This is a genomic window from Methanobrevibacter sp. (assembly GCF_017447225.1).
Lineage (GTDB): Archaea > Methanobacteriota > Methanobacteria > Methanobacteriales > Methanobacteriaceae > Methanocatella.
On the sequence record NZ_JAFSNZ010000023.1, the window covers coordinates 13201 to 39013 of the forward strand.

Genomic DNA, 25813 nt, shown 5'->3' on the forward strand with positions numbered 1-25813 from the left:
CAGATATGAAAAAACGATTTACACTAGTTGATTATGCAATTATTATTTTAGTAATATGTGCAGTTGTATTTGCATTCATACACATCACGTCTGATGATGATTCAGCTAGAGAAAGTACATCTTATGACTCCTCAACATTGAACAAAATCGTTGAGAAATATTTAACTTATTATAGACAAGGATTTATTGTTGATACTACAATACACGGATTTAATTCAAGTGACGGAAAACCTGTTACGTTAGAAGGTAACATCAAATGGATGGACGATGACAGGGGAAGTAACGTAAAAGGCCTTGTTAACTGTAATGGAACAGATTATATTGTAGGACTTTATAATCACGTCCCGAATGCAGACATATACCTTGACAGCATGACCCTTGAAATGAATGGCGAGAAATATTCTAATCTAACAGAGATTAAAGTAAATCCTGAAAATATTACCTCCATTAATGATTTAATATCAGAACTTCCAGAAAATGCAACATACGAAATCACGACTACAATTTCTGTTGATTCCGTCGAAACGACAACATTCCAGGAAATAAACAATTTATTATTCCAAAACAATGAAAGAATTTCTGTTAAAGCTACAAATACAGGTTATACAGACCAAATAAGTATTATAAGAGCAACAGATACTGAATTATCTCAGGTTAGTCCAATCATCGGTGAATTTAATGGAATTACTGGCCAGATAACCATAAGACTTTACAATTGTAGTGATTCGGACATAGATACCATTGAAAACAATTTTGATGTTATCAATATTCAAAAATTTTAAGTTGTGTGATTTATGAGTTTCATTTATTCTAAATTAACATCTTTTTTAAATATAATAAGTGATGAATTTCATAAATCCTTTCTATTCACAACAATATTTTCTATTATTTCTTTTATAGAAAACCAATGGGTGAACAGTTTTTTTAAAAGTTTATATCCTAGTGAAAACTTTTTAAGTTTTATAAAGAAAAGCAATGTTTTGAAAAATCATATATTCAACCCGTTGGTCGTTCTTGTTGTTTTTGCTGCATTTCTGGCATTATCGCTGAATTCAGTTTCCATAAGTTTAGCTGAAAGTCTGATAATTGCATTCGTATTCTTTTTTATTGGTGCAACAATACTGCCAAGGTTTTTCTTAAACGATATGAAAAATGTCTTGGTGTTTGAAAGAAGAGATATCTATTCAATAGGATTTTGTTTAATTCTAATAAGTATTGTATTTTTCTTTATCAGCATAGCATCTGTTGGTGGAATTCCAATATTAAGGCCATCAATAAGGTATCTGTTAAAACCTGCATTTACAATGCCCGTATTTCTAATAATTCCTGGAACTTGCATATTGGCTAGCGTTTATCTGAAAGATTTTCAGGATAAACTAATCACCAGATCACAAGTTCGATTCAGATTCCTTTTACTTCTCGTAATTGATGTTGCTATTCTATTGACATTAGGCTATAGAACGCCGATTCTTGCGGCATTGCTTCTCTTAATAATCATTGCATACTATGGAGACATAATTGCCGTTTGGGAAGTCGTGCTTGGAGGAATGATAGGTGTTGGTGCAATAATTGGAATAGGATATTTCAGGTCAATCAATGAACTGACAGTCAGCAGCGCAATTGATCCTTTTTACACTCTTAAAAGCAGAGCTGACTTCACATTGCATGTTTTGAATCTGCTTGATGTTATTGGCGGAAACTTTGGTGTAACCCATGGCCAGATGATTGCAAGCTCAATTCCCGGAAGTGAACTTGGGCCTAGAATGCTTGTCGGTAAGTTGATTTCATGGAGAACCGAAGTTACAGTAACACCCACATTAATCGGACAGATGGTGGTTGATTTTGGAAAAGTGGGCGTTGCAGTTGAGATGTGTCTTTTAGGTTTCATATTGGGTATCGGTTTTAAAATAATGAAAAAAACTAAAAACTTCTTTTATATTGGATTATACGGATTGCTTTTGACCTATTCTATTTTAGGTGTTGAAACAGGAATTTTGGATATCCAGGTTTTATTTTATTTTGCAGTAGCTATTTTCATTTACATTACAATAATTTTAAAAAGTATTTTCAATTAGTAATACTAATTTTTAAATTTTTATACGTTCAGTAATACTTTTTTATTACTTTTTTTGAAAAAAAATGCATTAAAGTATTACTTTAAAAATCTTTATATAAGAAAAATCGTAAAAATGTTTAATGTCAAGATAAAATTAAGAAGTATTCATTAACAAATTGAATAAAACTCCCTAAAACTTGATATTAAATAAAATTAAGTATTACTTTAAAGCTAAAATTTCTAAAAAAAGTAATACAAATAGGAAAATGGAGGAAAAATAATGCATATACCTGACGGATTTATACCATTCTGGCAATGCGCTATATACTATGTGATTTTAATCGTAGCACTATACTTTGCCAGCAAATGGGCAAGAAATAACCTTGATGAAAAACGTATCCCTCTTTTAGCCGTTCTTGCAGCAGGTATCTTTGCTATAATGTCCATGAACATGCCAATTCCATTCGGAACAAGTGGGCACATGGTTGGTGGAGCATTAGTGGCAATAATATTCTGTGCACCCGAAGCAGCCGTACTCGTATTCACCGTTGTACTGATTATTCAAGCATTAGTATTTGGAGATGGAGGAATTACTGCACTTGGAGCAAACGTATTGAACATGGCAATTATCGGAGGATTTGTTGGTTTATACACCTTTAAAGCTTTAAAAGGAACTATCGGAATTTATGGAGCAAGTGGAGTTGCAGCATGGTTAGCAACAGTAATTGCAGCATTAGCATGTGCAATTGAAATGGCAATAGCAGGAACATTCCCATTAAGTATCGGAATCGCTTCAATGGTAACATACCACATATTCATTGGTATAATTGAAGCTGTATTGACAGTTATTGTGATAATGGCTTTAGAAAAATTCAGACCAGACCTTTTAGCTTGGAACAAAAACAAAATAGCGGAAGGAGGACAATAACATGGAACAACGTGATAAAACATTAATAATAGTTGCAGTAGTAATTTGTGTTATAATAAGTTGTCTTTCCCCATTCATCGCATCAGGCGATCCAGACGGATTAGAAAAATCAGCTGAAGATTCAGGAGTTCCTGAAGACGTAGCAACCGAAGTATTCGCTTCACCATTCCCCGACTATTCATACGAACCTCTTGAATCAATTGGTGAAGTTGGCGTGCTCATATTAGGTGCGCTGCTGACACTTGTCTGCGGATTTGCTGTCGGCGAAATAGTGAAAAGAAGAAGTTAAGTGAAATTGTAAAAAGAGGAAGTTTATTTAACTTCTATCTTTTTATACTATTTTTTATATAATAATTATTACTTAAAATAATAAATTTTTTTAGAGAAATATTATGGCAGATATCACGAAAGCATTGAATTTGGACGAATTGGCATCAAAAGACAGCCCAATCCATAATTTGGATGGGAGAATTAAGCTTATATCTGCTATTCTGATTATTGTTATAGCTGCTTTTTCAAATAATCTGTTTATACCTATTGTTTTAGAAGTATTTTTATTAATAGTGATATATATTGCAAAATTATCTTATTTTGATTCATTTAAACGAATTGCATTATTACTTCCGTTTGGTGGAGCAATCATAATATTTCAGCCATTCATCCATCCGGGAAACATTTTATGGAGCTATTCATGGATTACAGTAACCGATGTCGGACTGAATTGGGCGATTTTATTGCTTGTTAGAATGATAGTTTCCCTGACTTCAATTGTAATATTATCTTCCACAAGCCCGATGCAGCAGATAGTTGCATCATTCAGAAGACTGAAAATGCCGAAAGACCTTGCAATGATTTTAAGCATAATGGTAAGATTTTTATTCGTATTTATCGATGAACTGGCTGCAATCAGAAAATCTCAAAAATCCAGGAATTTTCATATCCATTCAAAGTTAACACCATACAAATGGAGAGTGAAACAGGTTGGTTATTCAATTGCCATGATGTTTGTTAAGTCATATGAACAAGGTGAACGAGTTTACAAAAGTATGATCAGTCGTGGCTATTCAGACAAGTCAGATTTATTTAATGAAAAGAAATCATTGGAAAAGTTCGACTACATATACATTGTCACAATAATTTTATTAATTATAATTATCGAAATTGTTTTAATTAAATATGCGAATCAGTTAGGATACCTTGGAGAGAACTTATCAATAAATTAATGAGGCTGGAATTAAAATGAGCGAAGTACATCTTTCAACTAAAAACTTAGATTACACATACCCTGACGGAACCCATGCATTGAAAAACATCAACATGGAAATCTACAAAGGTCAAAAGGTTGCAATAATGGGACCGAATGGTGCAGGAAAGTCCACATTGTTTTCTCATTTCAACGGACTGACCGAACCGACCTCAGGACACATTGAAATAGATGGAAAACCTATAAAATATGATAGAGATACTCTTCTTGAAGTCAGACAGAAGGTCGGAATAGTATTTCAGGATCCCAATGACCAGCTATTTGCACCGACAGTTAAGGAAGATGTTGCTTTCGGCCCAATGAATTTGGGTTTAAGTTATGAAGAAGTGGAAAAACGTGTTGATGAAGCCTTAAAGATGGTGGGAATGGAAAAATTCAAGGATAAAACACCCCACCATTTAAGCGGAGGTCAGCAGAAAAGGGTAGCTATTGCCGGAATTATAGCAATGAGACCCGAAATCATGATACTTGATGAGCCTACTGCAGGCTTGGATCCGGAAGGTGTCGAAAAGGTATTGAATATATTAGATAATTTAAATAAAGAAGGAATGAGTATTGTAATATCTTCACATGATATAGAAATGGTAAACGAATTTGCCGAAAAGATATTTGTTTTAAATGAAGGAGAAATACTTAAAAGTGGAGACAAACATGATATATTTTCCAACAAGGAATTATTGAAAAAGGCTCATTTAAAAGCACCGATAACGACTGAAATATTATATAAACTTAAGGAAAAAGGATATTCTGTTGATACAACAAAAATTAGTATAAATGAAGTGGTTGAAGAAATATTAAAAATGAAAAAAGATTAATTGACAGATTTACGTTTTTTGAATCTGTCTTTAAGTTTAGTGATGAACTCAAATTCATCATCAAGTTCCGGAGAGTTTGCAAATCCACAGTTCGGACAATGAATACTGTTGCAACCATGTTTACCGCAGCTGGAACATCCCCTATCCTCCAACGTAGTTTCATCAAACTCGAAACCACACATACGACATTTCATAATAACACCGTTATTTTAATAAATTAAAAAATAAAAGAAAAATTGAAGCTATTCTACTTCAATATTTTCAGCTTCTTCTTTACGAAGACAAACATCATAACCTTTAATACTCATTTCAATAGGATCTCCCAAAGTAGCTACTTTTTTAACTTGAATTTTAGCTCCTTTAACAAAACCCATACCTAATAAGTGTCTTCTTAAATCAATATCTCCAGTATCATGGTATTTTACTAAAGTTACTGTTTCACCAGGTTTTGCATCTTTTAATGTTTTCATTTTATCACCAATCAATAAATATTAAAATAATTTTTAGGTATACATAACTTTGTATTAACTATTATATAAATATTTAGTTAAGCCAAAAAATTAATGATAATTAGAAAAATCTAATCATCATAATTTAAGATTTTATGTACATTAAATATTTTTCACCTATGCAAATCCAGCTAAAGCACCAATATTGAATATCAAGAATGAAACAATATATGCAGTTACTAAAGTGATAGCACACATGGTTAATGCCCATTTGTAACTGTTGGTTTCCTGTTTGATTGCACCGATAGCTGCGAAACATGGAGTGTATAATAATGTAAATGCCATGAATGAGAATGCAGACAATGGAGTGAATGTTTCTTGTACTAATGAAGTAATTCCATCTTCATCATCTTCTTCCATACCAGCTAAAGTACCGAAGGTTGCAACTACAACTTCTTTAGCAGCTAAACCAGCGATAATAGCTACAGCAGCTTGCCAGAATCCAAATCCTAATGGAGCGAATATTGGAGCAATTACATTACCGATCATACCTAAAACACTGTCAGCAGATCCGTATTCTACACCTAATGGGAAGATACTTAAAGCCCATAATACGATTGAACAAGCAAGAATGATAGTACCTGCTTTTCTTAAGAATCCTTTTACTTTTTCCCAAGTGTGTAATAATACACCTTTTACGGATGGTACTTTATATGTTGGAAGTTCCATAACGAATGGAGTGGACATTCCTTTAAACATAGTTCTTTTAAGAATACCTGCAACAATAAGAGCAACTACAATACCTAATAAGTAGATTGCGAGTAAAACAGTACCTTCGTTTTCAGCAAAGAATGCTGCGGTAAAAATAGCATAAATTGGTAATCTTGCAGTACATGACATGAATGGAACAAGCATCATAGCAAGCATACGGTCCCCTTCATTTTCCATAGTTCTGGTAGCCATAATAGCAGGCACACCACAACCGAATCCTAAAATCATAGGAATGAATGCTTTTCCGTGAAGACCCACTAATTTGTGCATAACTTTATCCAAAGTAAATGCAGCTCTTGCAAGGTAACCACAGTCTTCTAAAATACTTAAGAATAAGAACATTAGAATAATAATTGGCAAGAAAGTAAGAACTCCACCTACTCCTCCAATGATACCGTCACAGATAAAGGAAGCGAGGTATTCGTTAGGGATAAATGCAGCAACTGCTTCTGCAATCATACCGAATAATTCGTCAATCATATCTTGGAAAGGCGCTCCAATTGTAAATGTTAACTGGAACAATAGCCACATGATAACAATAAATATGATAGGTGCTAAAATTCTGTTTGTAACAATTTTATCAATTTTGTCAGTTGTTGTTTCTTTTTCAACAGCTGGTTTTTTAACAGCTTCAGCTACTAAACCGTCAATAAATGCATATCTTGCGTTTGCAATAACCTCTTCTGCACCTTCAGAGTAAATGTCAATAAGGTGTTTGCTGACTTTGTCAACTTCCATCATGATTTTGGAACTCATGCTGGATTGCTGAACTTTTTCTATAACAATTGAATCTTTTTCTAATAACTTAATTGCAGTCCAAACTGAAGGAACATCAAGTAAAGATTTATCCTGTTCTATAATTGATTGAAGATCACCCAGATGTTCTCTTAATTCATCACCATATGATAATTTAGCACTAGAGTCAATAGGTTTTGCAGCAGCATTTTCAACGGTTGTTAATAATTCGTCAAAACCATCTTTGGTTTTCGCATTAACTTCCACTACTGGGAAACCTAATAATTCACTCATTAATTTAATATCAATGATGTGATCTTTTTTCTTAGCAAAATCATTCATGTTGAGTGCCATTACTAAATTAGCACCTAATTCCATCATTTGAACTGTTAAGTACAAATTACGTTCCAAATTAGCCGCATCAACTACATTAATTATTACATCTGAGTCGTCATCTACAATGAAATCTCTTGAAACAATTTCTTCCATAGAATGAGCACTTAATGCATAATTTCCCGGTAAATCGACAACATCATATTCGTAGTCACCATGTTTGAAACTACCTTCTGCCCTTTCAACGGTTTTTCCAGGCCAGTTACCTACATGTTGGCGCATACCAGTTAATTGATTGAATACTGTAGTTTTACCCACGTTTGGGTTACCAGCTAATCCTACAATTAATTCTTTCATTAACCATTCTCCCATTTTTATTGAATTAAATAGAGAAAATTTATTAAGATACAGAGATCTTAATAAACATCACCCTTTTTTGAAAAAAATCATCTTAGTTTAAGTTTCTACCAACTTCAAAATTCAAAGATTAGGCTAACCTAAACATATTATAAAGTTTTATTTTTATTCTATTTAAATGTTTAGGCATACCAAAACAAAATTAATATTTAGGTATGCCTAAAAAAATAGGAAATTTTATAAGTAAATACATAGTATATATTAATCAAGGTAATGAACTTACCAAAAAAATATACACTCCAAAGATTTTAAAAAATCCATATATTTTTCCTCAAGAAAGAAGTTTGATCCCACATTAAACTTCTTTAACTTTTTTTAAAATTTAGGTTTACCTAAAAAAATGAAAAGCTTTATATATAATAACAAACTACATTATAACTAGTGATGAAAATTAGGTACGCCTAAATATCTAATTTGATATTACTAATGTGTTGTTGTTTAAAACGACATTACTACACTCCGATTGTTATTAAATTAGTTTAACTCTCTTTTCTAATTTAATAAAAAACATATAACTACTCTCACGAAATTAAATATGTCTAACATATTTAATTTCACCTATTTACTAATTTTTAGTTACACCAAAATTTTTATATAATGAAAAATCAGAATATAATAATTAAAAGATAGGTGATTTAAATGGCGACAAAAAATAAACCAAAATGCTGTGAATCCGCAGCAAATGAGACAAATACTGTAAAAAGAATTTTTAAAAAAATCTGGACATTTTTCTTTGGATGTAATTGTCATTAACTAATACAATACACCCAACTATTTTTTTATTAAAAACACCCTAACCTCACAAAAATCCTTTTAATTCATTAAAAAAAGCCAATTTTTAAATAATAATAAATGAATAAATTTTATTAAATATCAAATTGTGTAGGTAATGGACATGGATAGGAGAAAAAAAATAATTATTGCAATAATTATCGTTATCCTAATAGGAATAATAACAATTATTGCAGGAGCTCTTTTTATCAATAATGGGGGAGACTTATCTTCAGGTGAAAGCCACATTTTAGTCTGTGCAATAGATGAAAGTGAAAAACGACCTGGAATGGGTGCTTGTGACATGGCATTCATTGTTTATATGAAAGACGGAGAAATACAAAATTATACTGCAATTTATCCGCATGGAATGACACATCCAAATGCATCAGAACCATTAGAGGCACAGGCCCAGGGAGCGGGATCAAAATTATTACTGCATGATTCGTTCTGGTATAAAGACAATGAAGAATCAATGAAATTCGCTAAAGAAATCGTAGAATATCAGACCCAGATACCAATTGATGCTGTTGTAGCAATCAATAGCGAAGGATTGGATGCGATACTTGATGTCGCATCACCATTAAATATTAACGGGACATATGTTAATGCTAGCGGTATTGACATTATCCGTGAAGAACAGTCAAGCGGTGGAGAGTCAAGAGGAGATGCTGTTATAGATATTGTAAGGGCAGCTGCCGAATCTGCAACTAACCCTGATAAGAAAACAGCAATGGTTAATGTGGCTCTTGAACAATATTCAAAAGGAAATATTGTGATGACCCCACAAGGATCATTTATCGGACTTTTAGCATCAAAAGGTATTGAAAACATATTATAACAAAAAACCTAATTTAATAGATTTTTCTATTAAATTTTAGGTTCTAATTTTTTTATTAAAACACCCATAAATACCACAATCATCGGGAAAAGACCAACATACATGACCATTACAATATTAGAAGGCAATATATCGCCCATTACAGTAGATGCTGCCATCAGCATTATCAGCAATATGACCGGAGCCAGAATAGCAATGAATGTATAAATCAGTATGAATGAATTCAGTCTCTGAGAATAATCTTTCAGTTTTACATGCATGTCAAATGAAATGTCTGCCGCAATAATTTCCAGGCTATTAGCCAGATTACCTCCAACACGCAATGTTCCGACAATCTGCTGAACACATCTAGAAAGACCTTCGGAATCAACACGGTCAGACATTTCCATAAGAGCATTTTCAGTTGACTGACCATAACGGACTTCCTCCAAAACTCTCGTCAATTCATCCGAAAATGAACCATAATCTGCATTAGCAACAGTCATTAATGTATCGTGCAGTCCTTTTCCGGACTTTAATTCTATACCCATATGACGCAAAGCGTAAGGCAATTCCTGATTCAAATCAGTGTAAATCCTTTTCTGTTTGATTTGAGGATAAATCACTAGAAAAAGATAGAACATCACCATCATTATAAGAAAGATTGCTGAAATTTCAAAACCCAAAATTAGGAATAATCCAAGAGATATTACAATTAGAAGAATAATGCCTGTCCTTGATGAAAAATTCTCAATGAAAAATCTTCTAAATTCCTGAAACCTTTCATCATCTCTTTTTACATTTTCTGAAGGATTGAAATTAAACATATTGGATTCTACTTTTTCATTTGATTTGAATGATGGAAATTTGAAATTCATTATTAAATCATAAATTATGAAAAATAGATTTCCAACACCAATAAACAGTTTATCAAACATCAAACCACTATCCATTTAGAATTATTTGATTCAGCACCTTTTGGGGATTGGAATAATATGATTCAATCACCGCATTAACCGCACTGACTGATCTGATATTGTTATTTAGCATGTGTTCCAGCACAAGCTGTCGATTGCCAATTTCCTTATATAAATCATTTAATGTCCTACCACTTAATTTGGCTATTTCAGATAATGTTCTTGAAGCAATGCTTACATTTTCAATCTTATCGGTTTCAGGATTCCATTCAAATATCTTATTTAACTGGACAGTGCCCTCCTCAATACCAACAACCTCTGCAACTTCACTGATGCGCCTATAAGAGACACCATCGGGCTTATATATCCTATTTTGCATTACGATAAAATCAATAGCTGTAATCATTATTTCAGGAACTGACATCGGTTCATTGGTCAGTCTGGTTATGGTTTCTCTTGCATCATTTGAGTGCAAAGTTCCAAAGCCAGAATGACCTGTGTTTAATGCAGTAAATAATGTAATGGCTTCATCAGCCCTAACTTCGCCAACAATTATCCTGTCCGGCCTTTGCCTAAGTGAATTTTTAACCAGATCATTCATCGTAAGTTCACCGCGATTTTCCGTGTTTGATGGTCTTGTCTCCATTCTGATGACATGTTCATGAGGAATTTGCAGTTCCAAAGTATCCTCTATTGTTATGATTCTTTCTTTGGGGTTGATTAATGATGTTAATGCATTCAATGTCGTTGTTTTGCCCGAACTTGTTCCTCCGGAAATTATTGCATTAGCAGATTTGACACCCAAACCGTCAAAGCATAACCAGAAGAATGCCGCCAGCTCTACAGAAATGGTCTTATAATTAATCAAATCAATAATTGTGAAGGGATCTTTTTTGAATTTACGGATGGTTAGGGAAGGACCATCAGCAGATACCGGAGGAATGGTTGCATTGATTCTTGAGCCATCCATCAATCTGCCGTCAAGAATTGGAGATTCCTGATCGATTCTCCTATTGATTTGCCTTGCCATCAGGTCAATCAGGTCAGTTAATTCCTCCTCGTTTTTATAAACAATATTTGTTTTCATCATCCCATACTTTCTGTGATAGACAAAAACCGGCTTATTTATTCCGATAATCATTATCTCCTCCAAATCATCATCATGAATCAGCGGATCAATTTGGCCATAACCTACAATATCCTGCAATAGCTTTCGGGACAAGGAATCAATATAATCCCTGGAAATATTTCCTGATTCAAAGGACAGTCTTGTGAATAAAAAATTTTTGATATCGTTGAATAATTTAGCTTCATTTAACTGAAAGTCCTGGCCACTGGATATTGCCAAATCAACAAGGTTTTCTCGAATTTCCGCTAAAAGCACCTTTTCTTCAGGAGTATACTTCTGTTTGAATACTTCATATATTGGAATTGAGCTATTACTGTCTTTTAATATGTTCATTATTATCACCTTTTTACAAAATTTTTCGTAAGAATAGTATTTGTAATACTTATTAATAAATTTTTATTACGAGTGAAATTATAATTATAAAGTCAAATCAATATTAAAATATGAGTAGAAAATGCAGTTGTGGTGAAAATTGTATAACGACTTTTGGAAATTTAGATGAAAAAATCGAAAAATTAAACGAATGCAGTAACTGCGAAGACATTCAAATAAAAAAATTCAGCCCGTTAAAAGATTTAATCGATTTGGAAATCCTTGATGGAAATTATAAAAAATGCAGTTGCGGAAAAAGACCGTTGGATATAGTAATGAGCCATATTCTAAAGATAATGATTGAGGAAGAAATAGTGCCTGAGAATGCTACATTAAGAAGAAACAGCCCTGTGCCGTTAAGTGAATTCTATTACAGCAGTTTAAACCCACAATTTATTAACGAATCCGCATTAATACTACTCCACCCAGAGTTTACAGATAAAGTTGCATCACGATTAATTGAAGAAGTACCTGAAGTTAAAGGAGTTCTCAAAGGAAGTCCTCAGGAAACTGTAGGGCAGCTAAACAGAAACAGCCCCATTAACCATTTCGAATTATTAGCTGGTTGTGACATGCAGACAAATGTTATGAGAACACTGATAAACGACAAGATAATAATCAACAAGAATCAGAGCAAACACCACATAGAGGTTGCAACAACCACAGAAGGAAAACTAATCAAACTGCACAACTATCTGAGAAATAATGAAATCAAAAAAGGAACTGCAATCGATGCAATGTGCGGAAGTGGCGCAATAGGAATATACCTGTTGAAATATGGCTTTGAAAAGGTAATATTCAATGACATTTATCCTCAGGCTATTGAAAACTTAAAAGAAAATCTGGAAGTTAATGGAATTGATGAAAACTATGAGATATATAATGAAGCTTTTGAAGACTTGAAAACTCAAAAAGTTGATTTATGTGTGATAGATGCATTTCCAAGTGATGATGCTTCAGAGATAATAAAAAAAGCGGAACAAATTGCAGATAATGTGTTGATTATCTAATCTTTGCTTAAAAAAATAAAAAAGAAGAAGTTATTTTAAAATAATCTTTCAGGATTATTTAGATAATCTTCCACATTTTCATAAAACAGCTTAAAATGCCATCCAAATATAAACACATGACTGGCCGTTAGTGAAATAGGTATTTTTCCATCAACCATTTTTCCCCAACTAATCACAGGCATTATTTGATTGGAACTTGCAATAATATTTGTCATTGAGTCGAAATCTATCCATGGAATGCAAGACAAGTTTGCTATTGGACATTCATCCCTTTTCATTGGTTCGACAATAAATTGATTTTCTTCAATGTTTGCCTTTTTATTTTCAACATAATTACTCCATTCATAAATATTTTCAAATTTGGATGGTGGAACTATTTCAATTTCACGAATTGTATGATCATTCTGCATTATAGGGCTAACTGCATTTATATGTTCATATTCAATGACAGCATTATCTTTGATTCTTAATTTAAATTCAGGTATTTCATTAATTACCTCCAAAATACATGCTGTTGTTAAGTTAAAAAAAGGAATTTTTTCCTTTTTAGCCATTTCATAAGTTTTATCTACGTTAACCCGAACAGTCATTGAATAACGTGATGTTAAAAAATCACTGAACGGCAATTCTTCAACTTTAATATCTGTAACTTTATAGTTCATGCTTTCACCATTTTCCCAAGATAATTATTTGCATATACAATAGCTATTAATCCTCCAATTGTATATCCCAACAAAATTCCAAACCATACTCCAGTTATTCCCCATTTTAGAACTATTCCGAACAATATTGCAAATGCAGTCGCACATATTGCTTCTCTTATAACAGTAAATATTAAGGAATGTGTTCCTTTTCCAAGACCTTGGAATACATATGTAGATACAATACCGCCAGGAAAAACTATAAAGAACCATGCAAAGATATGGAAAAATTCAACAGTAGGATTTAATAATCTTGAACTTGCACCATATGCGAATATGTATGATATTTGTGGTGCAAATGCTAAAAAGATTACGAGTGCTATTATCCCAAGCAATGTTGCCAGTTTCATTGAATAATTATAAGCTATTTTCATATTTCTGAAATTCTTTGCACCATAATTTGCTGCTACAATCGATATTAACGCTGTGGATATTGCCATCATAGGTTCAGTTGCTAAAGTAACCATTCTCCATCCATTTTCAAATACTGCAACAGAATCTGTATTTGAAACTGCAAGAATGATGAGATGCATAATTGCAGTGATGCATGTTATGAAAATCATTTCACAAATTGATGGAATAGCTACTTTTAACATGTCTTTCATAATAAAAGATTCGTAATTGAAGTTAGATAAGGTCGGATTCAGAAAAGTGTCCTTTTTAATATAAATCCAATAAATAATTATTGTTAGAACTATGGCTAAAGACATTATTGTTGACAAAGCTGCCCCAAACATTTTTAAATCCAACATGTAGATAAAAATAGGATCCAGCACCATGTTTAGTATCGCACATAGCACCATCACATACATAGTTCTTTTTGTGTCACCTTCGGATCTTAAAAGCCCATACAATGCATTAGGCATTACAACAAAGAGGCTTGCAACAAAGTATATATGGCCATATTCAAGTGCATATCCAAGACTGTCTCCTCTCGCACCCATTAACATCAATAATTCTTTAGCAAATACTGAAAATATAATTGTGACGATGAGTGAAAAGATTAAAGACAATATCACTCCATGAGCTGCGGAGTTATCTGATAGTTTATCGTTTTTCTCCCCAATGTATTTTGAAACAACTGATGTTATTCCAGCACCAATACTTGTTCCTATGCTTATGATTAAAAATTCTAGTGGTATTACAAATCCAACTGCTGCAAGCTGGTCTGCACCAAGTCCCGCTACCCAAAATGAATCAATGATATTATATAATGAAATTACCATCATGGAAAGCATTAATGGTATAGATAATTTTAAAACTGCTTTCTTAGGGTTTCCCCTCAATAAATTTACTCCTTGTGTTTCATGTTTGTTAATAGAATCTCCCATAAGATTAATCTCCTAAAAATTATTTAGTTTAAATTTTGAAAACTATCCATAGCAGTAGCTAAAAACACTACTTTACCAAAAAAATCAGATAGTTTTTGGTCTTAAAAAAAGTCTTTATAATCCTGGGGATGCCACTACACAAATACACATAATAATTACTATGTTTAAAGCAGTATTTAAAAATAATTAAAAAATAAAAAGAAGATGTTATTTTTCTGCAAGAGTCCAATAACATCTTTTTGGTGAAACAATTGTTTCATCCTTTTTTAATTCTTTCATAATTTTGTCAACTTCCTTTTTCTCAACACCGGAAATTTCACTGACTTTAGTTGCATTTAACGGATCTTCAGAATTTCTGAATGCTTCAATTACTTTTTCTTTGTTATCCATAATATCACTACAAATATTTTTTCAATTGGAAGTAAATAACTTTTGTTAATTCAATAGAAAAATTATAATCTAAATAAACATCTGCATGTAGATAACAATAGCAGGGATAATCAAAACACCCATTAGATGAGACTTACCGACACCAAGATAATGGGGCAACATCCCCATTGCAGTTGATGTAATCAAAGCCAGCATCATGTAAGCGAGTGGTGCTTGATAATAGAATATAAAGATAAATAAAATTACTATCTGAAGCAGAATAACACTAATAGATAATCTTTTATAATCCACATTAGCCATTAATCCAGAAAAGGAATCACCTAATTTTAATGCCAAAACCAAAGATACGGAAACCGCCAGAAGAGAAGCGAAAATATAAATCAATAAATGATTTAAAGTCATATCCGAGATTAGATAGGACATGTATACTGCAATACCGCTTCTAGGATTACCAATAATGTATATTGCCATTAATGAAAATAGACAATCAGAAATATTCAATCCAGACGTTGCAAGCAGGAAATTTACCGTATCATCATCGTCATTATCGCTAGCCCCACTTGCAGCCTGGGCAATTACAGTTCCCTGAGCAGGACCGAAACCCGGTAAGAAACCCAAAATCGCACCAGTTATTCCTCCGGCAAAAATGCTTTTAAACTTATTGAAATCAATGTTTAAATCATAAAATGAATTTTGATGCGGAAGTGTTGAATTATCATTCAGACTGAATAGTATGGTACTGATTCCAAATAATCCCGAAAAAGTGCACATTAATGTTACTCCAGAAGAAATGGGTGTTTGAAAAATTGTCCAGCCAAGAATTCCCGAAAGTACAAAGAGAAGCAGTGACCATAAAAAATCTCTGTGATTGCTTGTCAAACTATATGTTAAATAAATTGAAGCAAAAAGCAAAATCATCCATGTGAATGGTTTTGATACATCATGCAGGACAGGTAAAAGAATGTTGAATAACGGAAGCATTAGAATTGTTACAATAATTGCTCCAAAACCTCCGACACAGACAATGCGGATTACTTCTTTTGCACGACCCTGCAATACCATCCTATGGCCCGGAAGTATTGATGTTACAGTTCCTTCCTCGGGAACTCCCAAAAGCATTGAAGGAACAAATTCAATTAGCGCATGAGCTATTGACATTGCAACCATCAATACGCAGAGAAATTCCGGACTTAAAAAGGACAGTAAAAAAGTTGATGAAGCAAAGATAATTGCTCCTGCAGTATTTACATGAATGCCCGGAATCATGCCGGTTGTTGTACCTATTAAAATTCCTATAAAACATGCAATTACTAACTCAAACATGAATATTTAGTAAGTTAAAGTACTTTTTAAAGCTTGTTGAAGCCACTGCGGAAAATTGTTTTGAGTTAATAACAGTTATATATAGATACTCACAAAGTATATACACTAATTAACTGGTGATGAAAAATGATAACCTGTTCAGTGTGAGGTGCGTTGAATGACCCGTCAAATGCCGTGTGTGAAGAATACGGATCCAACTTAATTGATGAAATGGAATTGAAATATTTATATGATGATGACTAAATCATCATCTTTAAAATTTTTTTCTATTGAAAATCAGTGATTTCATGGATAAATTAGATAATAAGCTTAATACTTCTTCACGGGACAAATCCAACTCATCACAAATCATATTGTCCCATTCAATTTCTTTTTCTTCCAGAAACTTTGCAGTTTCCAATCCTTTTTGAGTTAATGTAGTGATATATTCCCTTTTGTTATTTGGATTGATTTCACGTTTGATTAATCCTTTCTTTTCAAATTCGGAAAATGCTCTTGATACACCACTGCGGTTCATGAAACATGCTTTTGCAATGTCGGATTGGTTTACATTAGGTTCAAAGTAAAGTAGCATGAACATATAATACTGAGAATAAGTTATTTCTGTTTCTTTTTTAAGAAACTGTTTTAAATAATAATCGTGAGTTTCCTTAAGTGAAATCAAATGATTTAAAATAAATGGTGAGTTATTTATAATATCTTCATAATTCTTCATATTACCACAATTAATAATATGAATATTCCCATATATAAATGTTGCTTAATGCAACAATTAATGTCTAAAATAAAAAAAAGAAAAAATGTTTTGAAAGATTTACATTAATCTTCCTACACCAGTAATCTCAATACTGGCAACACCTTCAATAGCTGAAACCATTTCTTCAACAGGTTCAGATCCGCCTTCACCATCTTCGGTGATGAAGTTTAAGATAATAGCTACTAAACCGAATGCAATTGGTTCTTCAGCAATTTCGTGAATTTTAGCGCCTTCAGGCATTGAACTTTCAATAGTTGCTTTAATAGCCTCTAAGTCTTCTTCCGGACTTTCAGGCATGATTTTCATAGTGGTTAAAACTTCACCCATCTTAATTCCTCCATAAATCTAAGGACCTTCGAATCCGCATTCGCATTTGTAAGCGTGACCAAAGGTACGGCATTTTTCACATCTTGCAATTTTTGCTCCGCATTCTGGACATTCGAATTCTACGAACGGACCAGTTAATGGGATTTCTTGTTTACATGAAATACATTCTACTTCTTTCATCTAATCACCTATTATTAGTGTGTAATCGAAATTGTAATCATTTATATTATCATCAATAAGAGATAAAACCCTTTCAGGATACATTCCATTTACAACATAACAATTAGTCCCGAATTCAATCAAAAGAGAAGGCAACATTATATCAATTGATGATTCTTCAAAAGTTAGTAGTTTTTTCGCATCAATTTTACTAATGAATTTGGAACCTTCTTCACTAGGTTCTCGGGTATATATACCATTTACATTTGTTACTATTAAAAGGTTTGCATTTAAACAGTGGGAAACATAAGCTGCAATCGAATCGGATGTGACATCCCATGAACATTCAAAAGGATCTTCTTTTCTTAAAAAATCAGATACGACAAAAATCGGTGTGAAACCATCATCAGATATTGTTAACGCATCTTCAATGGTAAAAGCCAATTTTGCTGATGAAACCTTATCATTTACAAGTTTTGCAATGATATCCATACAATCAATAGCAGTGAAATGAGTAACTTCCTCAGAAAAGTTTTGAGAGGAGTCATATTTACGAATGAGATTTGCAAATTCTCCCCCACCAAGAATAATGAGCGAATCAGTATTTTCCAGCTTTTGAGCTAATCTTATTGCATAATCTGGAAATAGACTTCCCCCAATTTTTACAACCTGTTTTATGATAATAATCACACCCATGTTTAATTGAAAATAGCCATCATTAAATTAATAGTTATGTTATAAAAGTTTCAAATCCCCAGTCACTTCATCGATAATTTCATCCTCATCTGGCCCAATGCCCAAAACTGTAACTGATGATGTAGGTATCTGTGTCCTTCCAGCATCAACTACAAGATAATGTGAAATATTCCTCTGAGCGATTTGTTTTTTTATCTCCAACAATTCATCTAAAGAGCCCACTTTACATACAACTTTAGCATAAGCCTCATTTTCCCATTTTTTAATCTTTTCAGGAGAAGTTCTTTTGTAAGCTCCAATAGAACCGTGACAACATTGAGCGGCAATTTTGCCCTTACCCATTTTTAAATCTGTTCTTACGACCATAACTTGCTTCATAAAATCACTTTATATGATGATTAATTAATAATATTATAGAAATGAAATTATTTAATGTTTATGAAAAAAGTTAGTGTTAGAAAGAAGTTCTAACACAAAATTATAATTTACTTGTAACCAAAAGCAATTTTTTTACAGTACTTTTATTCAATTTACCTCCATTTCTAACATCATTAGCAATCTGTTTTAACAAATTTTCAGCATTCTCAGCACGATTAGTAACATCAACCACTTTTTCCTCAGCAGCCACAGCACGATTAGTAACATCAACCACTTTTTCCTCAGCAACCTGAATCCTCTGTTTTAATAAATTTTCACGTTTTTCAATATATGTTGTTGTCATTGAAATCACATCATACAATTCTTCTTTCAAAAACCAATCATGAACACATAATTCAACAAGAATCATGTGACACAAGTTTATATATTCCCTGTTTTTTTCAGAAATATTTAATTTTGGAGTAATGGTGCATAGGTCTTTCATTAATTGCTCTTCATCAACATATTGGTGATTAGTTAATGGGAGTATTGAAAAAACGTATTGCTCATACTCACTAGGTGTTTTGTTAGTTTTTAATTTATTCCTAATATTACTTAAAACTTCTTCACCATCAATGTCTGGAACATAATAATAGTTCCCATAATATGGAAGTTGTGGTGTTATCTGTATTTTATCAACAGATTTGCGGTTTTTATCAACAACTACAATTTTTTGTTCTATTGTTTCCCCATAGAACATATAACATTCCACAACATACTCAAAATCACGATCCAAATCTGATTTAGCCAAAGGCTGTTTGTGGAATTCTATGTTGACATAGCCATACTCACCTTTCAGCAGTATATCCATAGATTTCACATCCTTACCTGGTGAAAATATTTCACTAGATATTACAGTATAATCATCTTCAGGCAAGTCAATCAATGGAATTAACGCATTTGTAAAAGCATGAGTAGCTATTTTTAGAATTGAATCATAACTGTTCTTAATTTCATTATTAATTGGACGTGTTCTAATTTTTATCACCACCATAGAAATTATCAATAAGTGAATGTCGACAAATCCAAATTGATAAAGAATTATTAGTTAAATCAAATATATAAATACAATAGAATGAGTAAAGACAAAATTACTGCCTAAGAACAATTTTTTAATGAAAATAGAATTTTTAAATGTTTTAAAAAAATTATAATGACTGATAAATTTTGACCTCACACAAATCATATTTTGTTAACCTTTAAAAACAATCAAATACATAATTTAAATATTAAAGATTATTTTTTAATTTAAGGAGATTATTAATGACTCGTATTTCTATACTTGACAAGGACAGATGTCAACCTAAAAAATGTGATTATCTTTGTATCAGTTACTGTCCCGGCGTCAGAATGGATGAAGACACCATCGTTGTAGACGAAGATACAAAAAAGCCTTTAATATCAGAACAGCTGTGTGAAGGTTGCGGTATCTGTACAAACAGATGCCCATTTGATGCAATCAGTATTATTAACTTGCCGGAAGCAGTTGGTGAGCCAATACACAGATTTGGTCAAAACCAGTTTGAATTGTTCGGGCTTCCAAGCCTGGAGGAAGGAACCGTGCTTGGACTTTTAGGACCGAACGGTATCGGTAAATCCACAATAATGAATATCCTATCTGGAAACTTGATTCCAAACTTCGGAGACTTTGAAAATCCTCCGGAAAACTGGGACAGAGTAATTGAATTCTATAAAGGTTCAGCACTTCAAAGCTATTTTTCAAAATTAGCGAACGGGGAAGTTAAAGCTATTCTAAAACCACAGATGGTTGATCAGTTGCCGAAAGTTGTTAAAGGTAAAGTTAAAGATTTGCTTGAAAATGTTAATGAAAGAGACAAACTCGAATATGTCTGTGAAGAATTGCAGCTTGAAAACGTATTGGATAGAAAAATGGAAAACTTGAGTGGTGGAGAACTCCAAAGAGTTGCAATAGCTGCTACTGTTTTAAGAGAAGGAGATTTCTATTACTTTGACGAGCCTACATCATGGTTGGATGTATCCCAAAGATTGAATGCTGTAAAAGTTATCAGGTCTCTTGCAGAGGAAGGAAAAAGTGTTCTTGTAATTGAGCACGACCTTGCTACACTTGATGCATTATCCGACAATGTGCACATATTATACGGTACTCCAGGAGGATACGGGGTTGTATCCGGAAGAAAAGGAGTGAGAATTGGTATTAATGCTTACATCAACGGATTTTTAACTGAAGAAAATGTAAGAATTCGTAGAAATCCTATTGAATTTACAATCAGACCACCAACACCTGAAGATGAAGGAGATGCACTTGCAAGCTATTCTGACATTTCAAAAGATTATGACGGATTCAAATTAAGTGCAGACGCAGGAGACATTTTCTATGATGAAATTGTAACTGCATTCGGTTCAAACGGTATCGGTAAAACAACATTCGCTAAAATGCTGGCTGGTGTGGAAAAGCCAACCACCGGTGAAGTGGATGAAGAAGTTACAATAGCTTACAAACCACAATACTTAGTAAGTGACTTTGAAGGAAGTGTGAGCGACTTTTTATATATGAATGCGCCAAGCTACGGCAGCAAAATATTTGAAAGTGAAATAATGACTCCATTTGCACTTGAAGATATGCTTGAAAAACAGGTATCCAAATTAAGTGGTGGGGAACTTCAAAGATTAGCAATAGCTGCGACATTATCAAAAGATGCTGAAATATATTTATTCGACGAACCAACAGCATTTTTAGATGTTGAACAGAGATTAATTGCTGCAAGAGTCATCCGTAAGATGGTTGAAAGCAGAAATGCAGCATCACTTATTGTAGATCACGATATTGTGTTTATTGATTACATTTCAGACAGAGCTATGGTATTCAACGGTACTCCTGGTCTTGAAGGCCATGCTTCAAAACCAACTGATTTAAGAACCTCAATGAACGAATTTTTAGGTAATCTCAATATTACTTTCAGACGTGATAAAGAAACAAAACGTCCAAGAGTCAATAAATTAGACAGTTACCTTGATCGTGAACAAAAAGAAAAAGGAGAATACTATTACTTATCAGATTAGTATTTTCCCAAATTATTTTTTTACTAATCATCATCCTTTAATCCATATTTCTAAAGGAATACAAATTTCAAAAAATAAAAATTTATATTCCTATAGAAATATAAATTTTAAAAAATACAAAATTTATACTTTAATAAAAATATAAAATAATAAAATATAAAAAAATATATGTTTATACGAATAAATATTTATATAAATCAAAAATAAATATTTGTATAGAAATAATAAAACTAAAAAAATAAAAATTTATATTCCTTAATAAATACAATTTTAAAAAATTTCTGGAGATAAAAAAATGAAAAAGAATGAAATAAAACGTGAAACATACTTAGAAAAATTAGAAGATTACAAAGATTCTGATTTTGTAAAAGTATTCACAGGAATTAGAAGATCTGGAAAAACCAGCTTATTACACAGTTGGGCAGAAGAACTTGAAAAGAAAGGAATAAACAAAAACAATATCATATTCATTTCATTTGAATCCCCAGAATATAATTCAATTGATAATAATATTGATTTAGACAAAATAGTTTATGAAAAAACAAAAAATCTTGAAGGAACAATCTATTTATTTTTCGATGAGATTCAACAAGTAGATAAATGGGAAAAGAGCATTAATGGATATAGAGTTAGTCTCGATTGCGACATATATATATCTGGGTCTAATTCTAAATTATTATCCGGCGAATTAGCATCAATACTTGCCGGAAGATATATAAATATCAGAGTTTACCCTTTTTCTTTTAAGGAAATAATACAATATAACAATGAAATAGAAAATATTGAATTGACAAAAGAATCAATAAATCAATTATTTAACGAATATTATATTAATTACGGAGGAATGCCAAGTATATTACCATTTAAAAGTGATGAAAGTAGAAAAACCGCATTAGCCGATATTTATGATTCAATATTGCTCAATGACATTATAAATCGTTTCAATATTAAAAACATTGATTTATTAAAAAGATATATTAACTTCATGATGAATTCGATTGGTCAAACATTTTCTTCTAAAAAAGTAAAAAATTATCTAAAAAGTAATGATGTATACACCACACAAAACACATTATTAAAATATAACGAATACTTACAACAAACCTTTTTCATTTCAAAATGTTCACGATACGATTTTAAAGGGAAAAAAATGATGAAAATAAAAGAAAAATATTATCTAATGGATCATGGCTTTCATCATGCCCTTATTGAAAAAAATAGTGTATGGCGTCCTAGAGTGATTGAAAATATAGTTTATATTGAGCTTTTAAGAAGAGGATATAAAGTAAATGTTGGAAGATTAGGTGAAGAAAAAAAGGATAATGATAAAAATGAAATAGAAATAGATTTTGTATGTGAAAAATCCGGACAATATATTTATGTTCAAGTATCATATACATTATTTTCAGAAAAAACTAAAGAAAGAGAATTTAAACCCTTTTTTAAGATTCCAGACAAATATGATACATACATAATTACAACAGATACTGAAGATTTTTCATACAAAGGAGTAAAACATCTGAATATTATTGATTTTCTCTTAGGTGACGAAATTTAAATTTCAGATTGAAGCAATTTCACTCAAAATAAATTTTTTAAGTACTTTAACTGCCTTTTCACCATCATCATCCAACCTAATTGAATCATTAGGATTTAAATCAAAAGCTTTGACAACACTTTCCGCATCAATATTTTTAATGACTTCTATGCCTTTCTCATTTAATATTGTTGATACACAGTCATCACTGCATCCAGTGATTGATACAATTTTTGCATCTTCCAAAATAGATGCACAGTTATTCGGCTGTGCAGAATATTCTGTAATGCAAGCAGCAACAATATTATCATTGTCCAATGCTAACTCGACGGTTGCAGCTCTTACAACAAGTCCTAACGGACTTAAACCACTACATGACACTAATGCTATTTTATCATCCATAATATCATCTCGCTTGTTTTCTATCATATCTTTTCTTAACTTTTTCGTACCCCTGTTTATAAAAAGGACATATTAAAACACATTTGCTACATCCTTTTTTATGAGCAGTACATAATTTTCGAATGAATTTTCCATTTTCGTCAAAAGCATCTTCAGGACATCTGTCTATACAAATTCCACAGGTAGAACAGAAGTCCTCGACCCATAACATATCATTTTCCTGTTTAAAAGGTAAATTTTCTATTGACGTTTTTATCATGAAAAATCCTACATTCAAAGCTTCCTTAAACATGCACATATTGCTTCTGGTTATTATACAATCATTAGACGGCATTGCAATAGCTCTTAAACTTACGCTATCATCTAATGGGTGTATTAAATCAGCTTTAAAATTATTTTTTCTTAAAAAATCAGCGACTTCGAAAGTTTTGCGTCCGAATTCCTGAAATTCCTTATCCTCCAAAACAGTTTTTTCTTTTGAAGGATCCATTTTTAAGATTTCATCAGACATTTTATATTTTAAAATAAGAATGTTATCCCAATCAATATCCCATTCATTTTTAAAATCATCAGATAATGATGAATAACTAACTCCAATAAAACCTTTTTCTAAAACAAACTCATTTAACTCATTTAAAAGATTTTCAGAAATGGAATTTATGGGATTGACTGGATTTTCAATTTTATAAAAATTAGGAATAGGGTGATGATATCTTATACGCATATCATTTACCCTCAATTATTTTTGTCTTAACGCTTCAATAGCTTTAGGGAATTCCTCACAGAAAACCTTAATTTCTTCAGTAGGAATGGAGAAGCTTATACGTAAATATCTGTCTCCGAATAACTCGGAGGTATATTCACCTTCTCTTGCGAAGATTCCTCGTTTGAATAAATAATTGGATAATTCTTTAGGATTAATTCCGGCACCTGAAACATCAACTGCCATCATATTGGCATCAGACGGATAAACAGGCAAGAATACGCCGTCAACTTCATCAACCATTTCTTTGATTAATTTTTGGTTTGTAAAAGCAATTTCGCGGATTTCTCCTTCCCATTCATCTTTGGATTTCAAACCGGCGATTGCACCGTATTGTGCAATGATATTAACACCCAAATCATTTACAACAGCATTTTTGATTACATCAATTATTTCTTTTGAAGATACTACGCTACCAATTCTCAAACCGGCCATCCCAAATATTTTGGAGAAACTATATATTGTTAAAGTTTGGCCAGGAGCATATTTTTCAACAAGGAAATGTTCTCTTGCAAAATCCTTATAGGTAACATCATGCAGCAAGTAGATATCATTCTCAATAGCGATTTCAGCAAATTCCTTAAGTTCCTCTTCAGTGTATGCTGAACCTAATGGATTTAACGGATCGATTAAAATGACCATTTTAGTATTTTCATCCATATTCTCCCTTAATAATTTAGGAGTTAATTTATATCCGCATTCCTCATTGTAAATAGGAACATATCTTGCGTTACCAAAACGATTAGCGAAGTCACCTATGATGAAATAACCAGGATCTGATAATATAACATTATCTTCAGGTTCAATTAATGCCTGCATACATAAATATAAAGATTCTGTCGCACCCGCAGTCAATAATACTTCACAATTATCGAAGTCTAAATCTTTTAAAATCAACTGTCTAAGTTCAGAAAAACCTTCTGGAGGCGGGTATTTACAATATTCTTTTTCTTTAACACAGCTAGCCATTGCATCAGCTATGATATCACCGTGAAGATGGTTTGTATTCTGACCCATCCAAATCATATCTTTATCCATGAATACATCTTCAAAAAAGTCATTTGAAGAATCGTATCCTTCTGGAGGTACCCTTTCAGTTTTTTTAAATTTTTTCTCAGGGTGTTTTATATCACTCATAATATCACTATAACTCCAAAGTAAATATTTATTTTAAGTTATTT

The 25813-nt window shown here is 32.2% G+C and carries 28 protein-coding genes; 10 read left to right on the plus strand and 18 right to left on the minus strand.

The features are described from left to right. The first annotated feature begins 5 nt into the window (after positions 1-5). The 6 genes from IJQ68_RS02070 to IJQ68_RS02095 all read left to right on the plus strand — a co-directional run bounded on the left by IJQ68_RS02070 (position 6) and on the right by IJQ68_RS02095 (position 5063). Entirely contained in the window at positions 6-782 is a 777-nt protein-coding gene (locus IJQ68_RS02070; protein WP_292796324.1) for an adhesin, read from the plus strand. A gap of 12 nt (positions 783-794) precedes the next feature. Then, the gene (locus IJQ68_RS02075) at positions 795-2075 is read left to right on the plus strand and encodes an oligosaccharide repeat unit polymerase family protein (protein ID WP_292796326.1); all 1281 of its coding nucleotides are present in this window, start codon (positions 795-797) and stop codon (positions 2073-2075) included. Between the two features lie 261 nt (positions 2076-2336). Further along, positions 2337-2984 (plus strand): cobalt transporter CbiM, encoded by a 648-nt coding sequence (gene cbiM / locus IJQ68_RS02080; protein WP_292796328.1) that lies wholly within the window; start codon positions 2337-2339, stop codon positions 2982-2984. Position 2985: 1 nt separating this feature from the next. Next, the gene (locus IJQ68_RS02085; protein WP_292796330.1) at positions 2986-3273 is read left to right on the plus strand and encodes a PDGLE domain-containing protein; all 288 of its coding nucleotides are present in this window, start codon (positions 2986-2988) and stop codon (positions 3271-3273) included. Between the two features lie 103 nt (positions 3274-3376). Then, positions 3377-4207, plus strand: a complete 831-nt coding sequence (gene cbiQ / locus IJQ68_RS02090) for a cobalt ECF transporter T component CbiQ (RefSeq protein WP_292796332.1) — start codon at positions 3377-3379, stop codon at positions 4205-4207. A 16-nt stretch (positions 4208-4223) separates the two neighbouring features. Next, on the plus strand, positions 4224-5063 hold the full coding sequence (locus IJQ68_RS02095; protein ID WP_292796335.1) for an energy-coupling factor ABC transporter ATP-binding protein: 840 nt from the start codon (positions 4224-4226) through the stop codon (positions 5061-5063). Here the strand turns inward: IJQ68_RS02095 and IJQ68_RS02100 are convergent. From IJQ68_RS02100 to feoB, 3 genes are all read right to left on the minus strand, one after another. Then, positions 5060-5257 (minus strand): hypothetical protein, encoded by a 198-nt coding sequence (locus IJQ68_RS02100; protein WP_292796338.1) that lies wholly within the window; start codon positions 5255-5257, stop codon positions 5060-5062. The two genes, IJQ68_RS02095 and IJQ68_RS02100, sit on opposite strands and share 4 nt — an antisense overlap. A 48-nt stretch (positions 5258-5305) precedes the next feature. After that, a complete protein-coding gene (locus IJQ68_RS02105) occupies positions 5306-5533 on the minus strand; it encodes a FeoA family protein (RefSeq protein WP_292796340.1) in 228 nt (75 codons plus the stop codon). Positions 5534-5689: 156 nt separating this feature from the next. Next, the gene (gene feoB / locus IJQ68_RS02110) at positions 5690-7708 is read right to left on the minus strand and encodes a ferrous iron transport protein B (protein ID WP_292796342.1); all 2019 of its coding nucleotides are present in this window, start codon (positions 7706-7708) and stop codon (positions 5690-5692) included. A gap of 955 nt (positions 7709-8663) precedes the next feature. Between feoB and IJQ68_RS02115 the strand changes: the two genes are divergently transcribed. Next, positions 8664-9380, plus strand: a complete 717-nt coding sequence (locus IJQ68_RS02115; protein ID WP_292796345.1) for a DUF4012 domain-containing protein — start codon at positions 8664-8666, stop codon at positions 9378-9380. Between the two features lie 29 nt (positions 9381-9409). Here the strand turns inward: IJQ68_RS02115 and IJQ68_RS02120 are convergent, their stop codons facing one another. Further along, positions 9410-10297: a type II secretion system F family protein gene (locus tag IJQ68_RS02120; RefSeq protein ID WP_292796347.1), complete on the minus strand. Its 888-nt coding sequence runs from the start codon at positions 10295-10297 to the stop codon at positions 9410-9412. Positions 10298-10304: 7 nt separating this feature from the next. After that, complete coding sequence (locus tag IJQ68_RS02125; RefSeq protein ID WP_292796349.1) at positions 10305-11738, minus strand: CpaF family protein; 1434 nt, start codon at positions 11736-11738, stop codon at positions 10305-10307. A gap of 110 nt (positions 11739-11848) precedes the next feature. Between IJQ68_RS02125 and IJQ68_RS02130 the strand changes: the two genes are divergently transcribed. Continuing rightward, on the plus strand, positions 11849-12787 hold the full coding sequence (locus tag IJQ68_RS02130) for a 50S ribosomal protein L11 methyltransferase (RefSeq protein ID WP_292796351.1): 939 nt from the start codon (positions 11849-11851) through the stop codon (positions 12785-12787). A gap of 35 nt (positions 12788-12822) precedes the next feature. On the opposite strand, the gene IJQ68_RS02135 is transcribed toward IJQ68_RS02130, so the two are convergent. The 10 genes from IJQ68_RS02135 to IJQ68_RS02180 all read right to left on the minus strand — a co-directional run bounded on the left by IJQ68_RS02135 (position 12823) and on the right by IJQ68_RS02180 (position 19882). Then, the gene (locus tag IJQ68_RS02135) at positions 12823-13449 is read right to left on the minus strand and encodes a CatA-like O-acetyltransferase (RefSeq protein WP_292796353.1); all 627 of its coding nucleotides are present in this window, start codon (positions 13447-13449) and stop codon (positions 12823-12825) included. Next, entirely contained in the window at positions 13446-14819 is a 1374-nt protein-coding gene (locus IJQ68_RS02140; protein ID WP_292796355.1) for an MATE family efflux transporter, read from the minus strand. The genes IJQ68_RS02135 and IJQ68_RS02140 overlap by 4 nt, the downstream gene beginning before the upstream one ends. A 207-nt stretch (positions 14820-15026) precedes the next feature. Further along, on the minus strand, positions 15027-15209 hold the full coding sequence (locus tag IJQ68_RS02145) for a MarR family transcriptional regulator (protein ID WP_292796357.1): 183 nt from the start codon (positions 15207-15209) through the stop codon (positions 15027-15029). Between the two features lie 69 nt (positions 15210-15278). After that, positions 15279-16532: a tripartite tricarboxylate transporter permease gene (locus IJQ68_RS02150; protein WP_292796359.1), complete on the minus strand. Its 1254-nt coding sequence runs from the start codon at positions 16530-16532 to the stop codon at positions 15279-15281. A gap of 253 nt (positions 16533-16785) precedes the next feature. Then, complete coding sequence (locus tag IJQ68_RS02155; RefSeq protein WP_292796361.1) at positions 16786-17247, minus strand: MarR family winged helix-turn-helix transcriptional regulator; 462 nt, start codon at positions 17245-17247, stop codon at positions 16786-16788. A 99-nt stretch (positions 17248-17346) separates the two neighbouring features. After that, positions 17347-17616, minus strand: a complete 270-nt coding sequence (locus IJQ68_RS02160) for an elongation factor 1-beta (protein WP_292796363.1) — start codon at positions 17614-17616, stop codon at positions 17347-17349. A gap of 18 nt (positions 17617-17634) precedes the next feature. Further along, entirely contained in the window at positions 17635-17796 is a 162-nt protein-coding gene (locus tag IJQ68_RS02165) for a zinc finger domain-containing protein (RefSeq protein ID WP_058738518.1), read from the minus strand. Then, the gene (locus IJQ68_RS02170) at positions 17797-18471 is read right to left on the minus strand and encodes a delta 1-pyrroline-5-carboxylate synthetase (RefSeq protein ID WP_292796370.1); all 675 of its coding nucleotides are present in this window, start codon (positions 18469-18471) and stop codon (positions 17797-17799) included. Positions 18472-18510: 39 nt separating this feature from the next. Beyond that, entirely contained in the window at positions 18511-18849 is a 339-nt protein-coding gene (gene pth2 / locus IJQ68_RS02175; protein ID WP_292796372.1) for an aminoacyl-tRNA hydrolase, read from the minus strand. 100 nt (positions 18850-18949) lie between these two features. Further along, positions 18950-19882, minus strand: coding sequence for a hypothetical protein (locus tag IJQ68_RS02180; RefSeq protein ID WP_292796374.1), 933 nt, complete (start codon positions 19880-19882; stop codon positions 18950-18952). A gap of 269 nt (positions 19883-20151) precedes the next feature. Between IJQ68_RS02180 and IJQ68_RS02185 the strand changes: the two genes are divergently transcribed. Together IJQ68_RS02185 and IJQ68_RS02190 are read left to right on the plus strand one after the other, a co-directional pair. Then, positions 20152-21930, plus strand: coding sequence for a ribosome biogenesis/translation initiation ATPase RLI (locus IJQ68_RS02185; protein ID WP_292796377.1), 1779 nt, complete (start codon positions 20152-20154; stop codon positions 21928-21930). 295 nt (positions 21931-22225) lie between these two features. Beyond that, complete coding sequence (locus IJQ68_RS02190) at positions 22226-23488, plus strand: ATP-binding protein (RefSeq protein ID WP_292796380.1); 1263 nt, start codon at positions 22226-22228, stop codon at positions 23486-23488. Positions 23489-23491: 3 nt separating this feature from the next. Here IJQ68_RS02190 and IJQ68_RS02195 read toward each other — a convergent pair whose 3' ends face one another. From IJQ68_RS02195 to IJQ68_RS02205, 3 genes are read right to left on the minus strand one after another with little or no spacing between them, the layout of a single operon-like run. After that, entirely contained in the window at positions 23492-23869 is a 378-nt protein-coding gene (locus IJQ68_RS02195; RefSeq protein ID WP_292796383.1) for a putative zinc-binding protein, read from the minus strand. 4 nt (positions 23870-23873) lie between these two features. Continuing rightward, positions 23874-24593: a 4Fe-4S binding protein gene (locus tag IJQ68_RS02200; protein WP_292796385.1), complete on the minus strand. Its 720-nt coding sequence runs from the start codon at positions 24591-24593 to the stop codon at positions 23874-23876. Positions 24594-24608: 15 nt separating this feature from the next. Next, on the minus strand, positions 24609-25769 hold the full coding sequence (locus IJQ68_RS02205; RefSeq protein ID WP_292796387.1) for a pyridoxal phosphate-dependent aminotransferase: 1161 nt from the start codon (positions 25767-25769) through the stop codon (positions 24609-24611). Between the last annotated feature and the right edge of the window lie 44 nt (positions 25770-25813).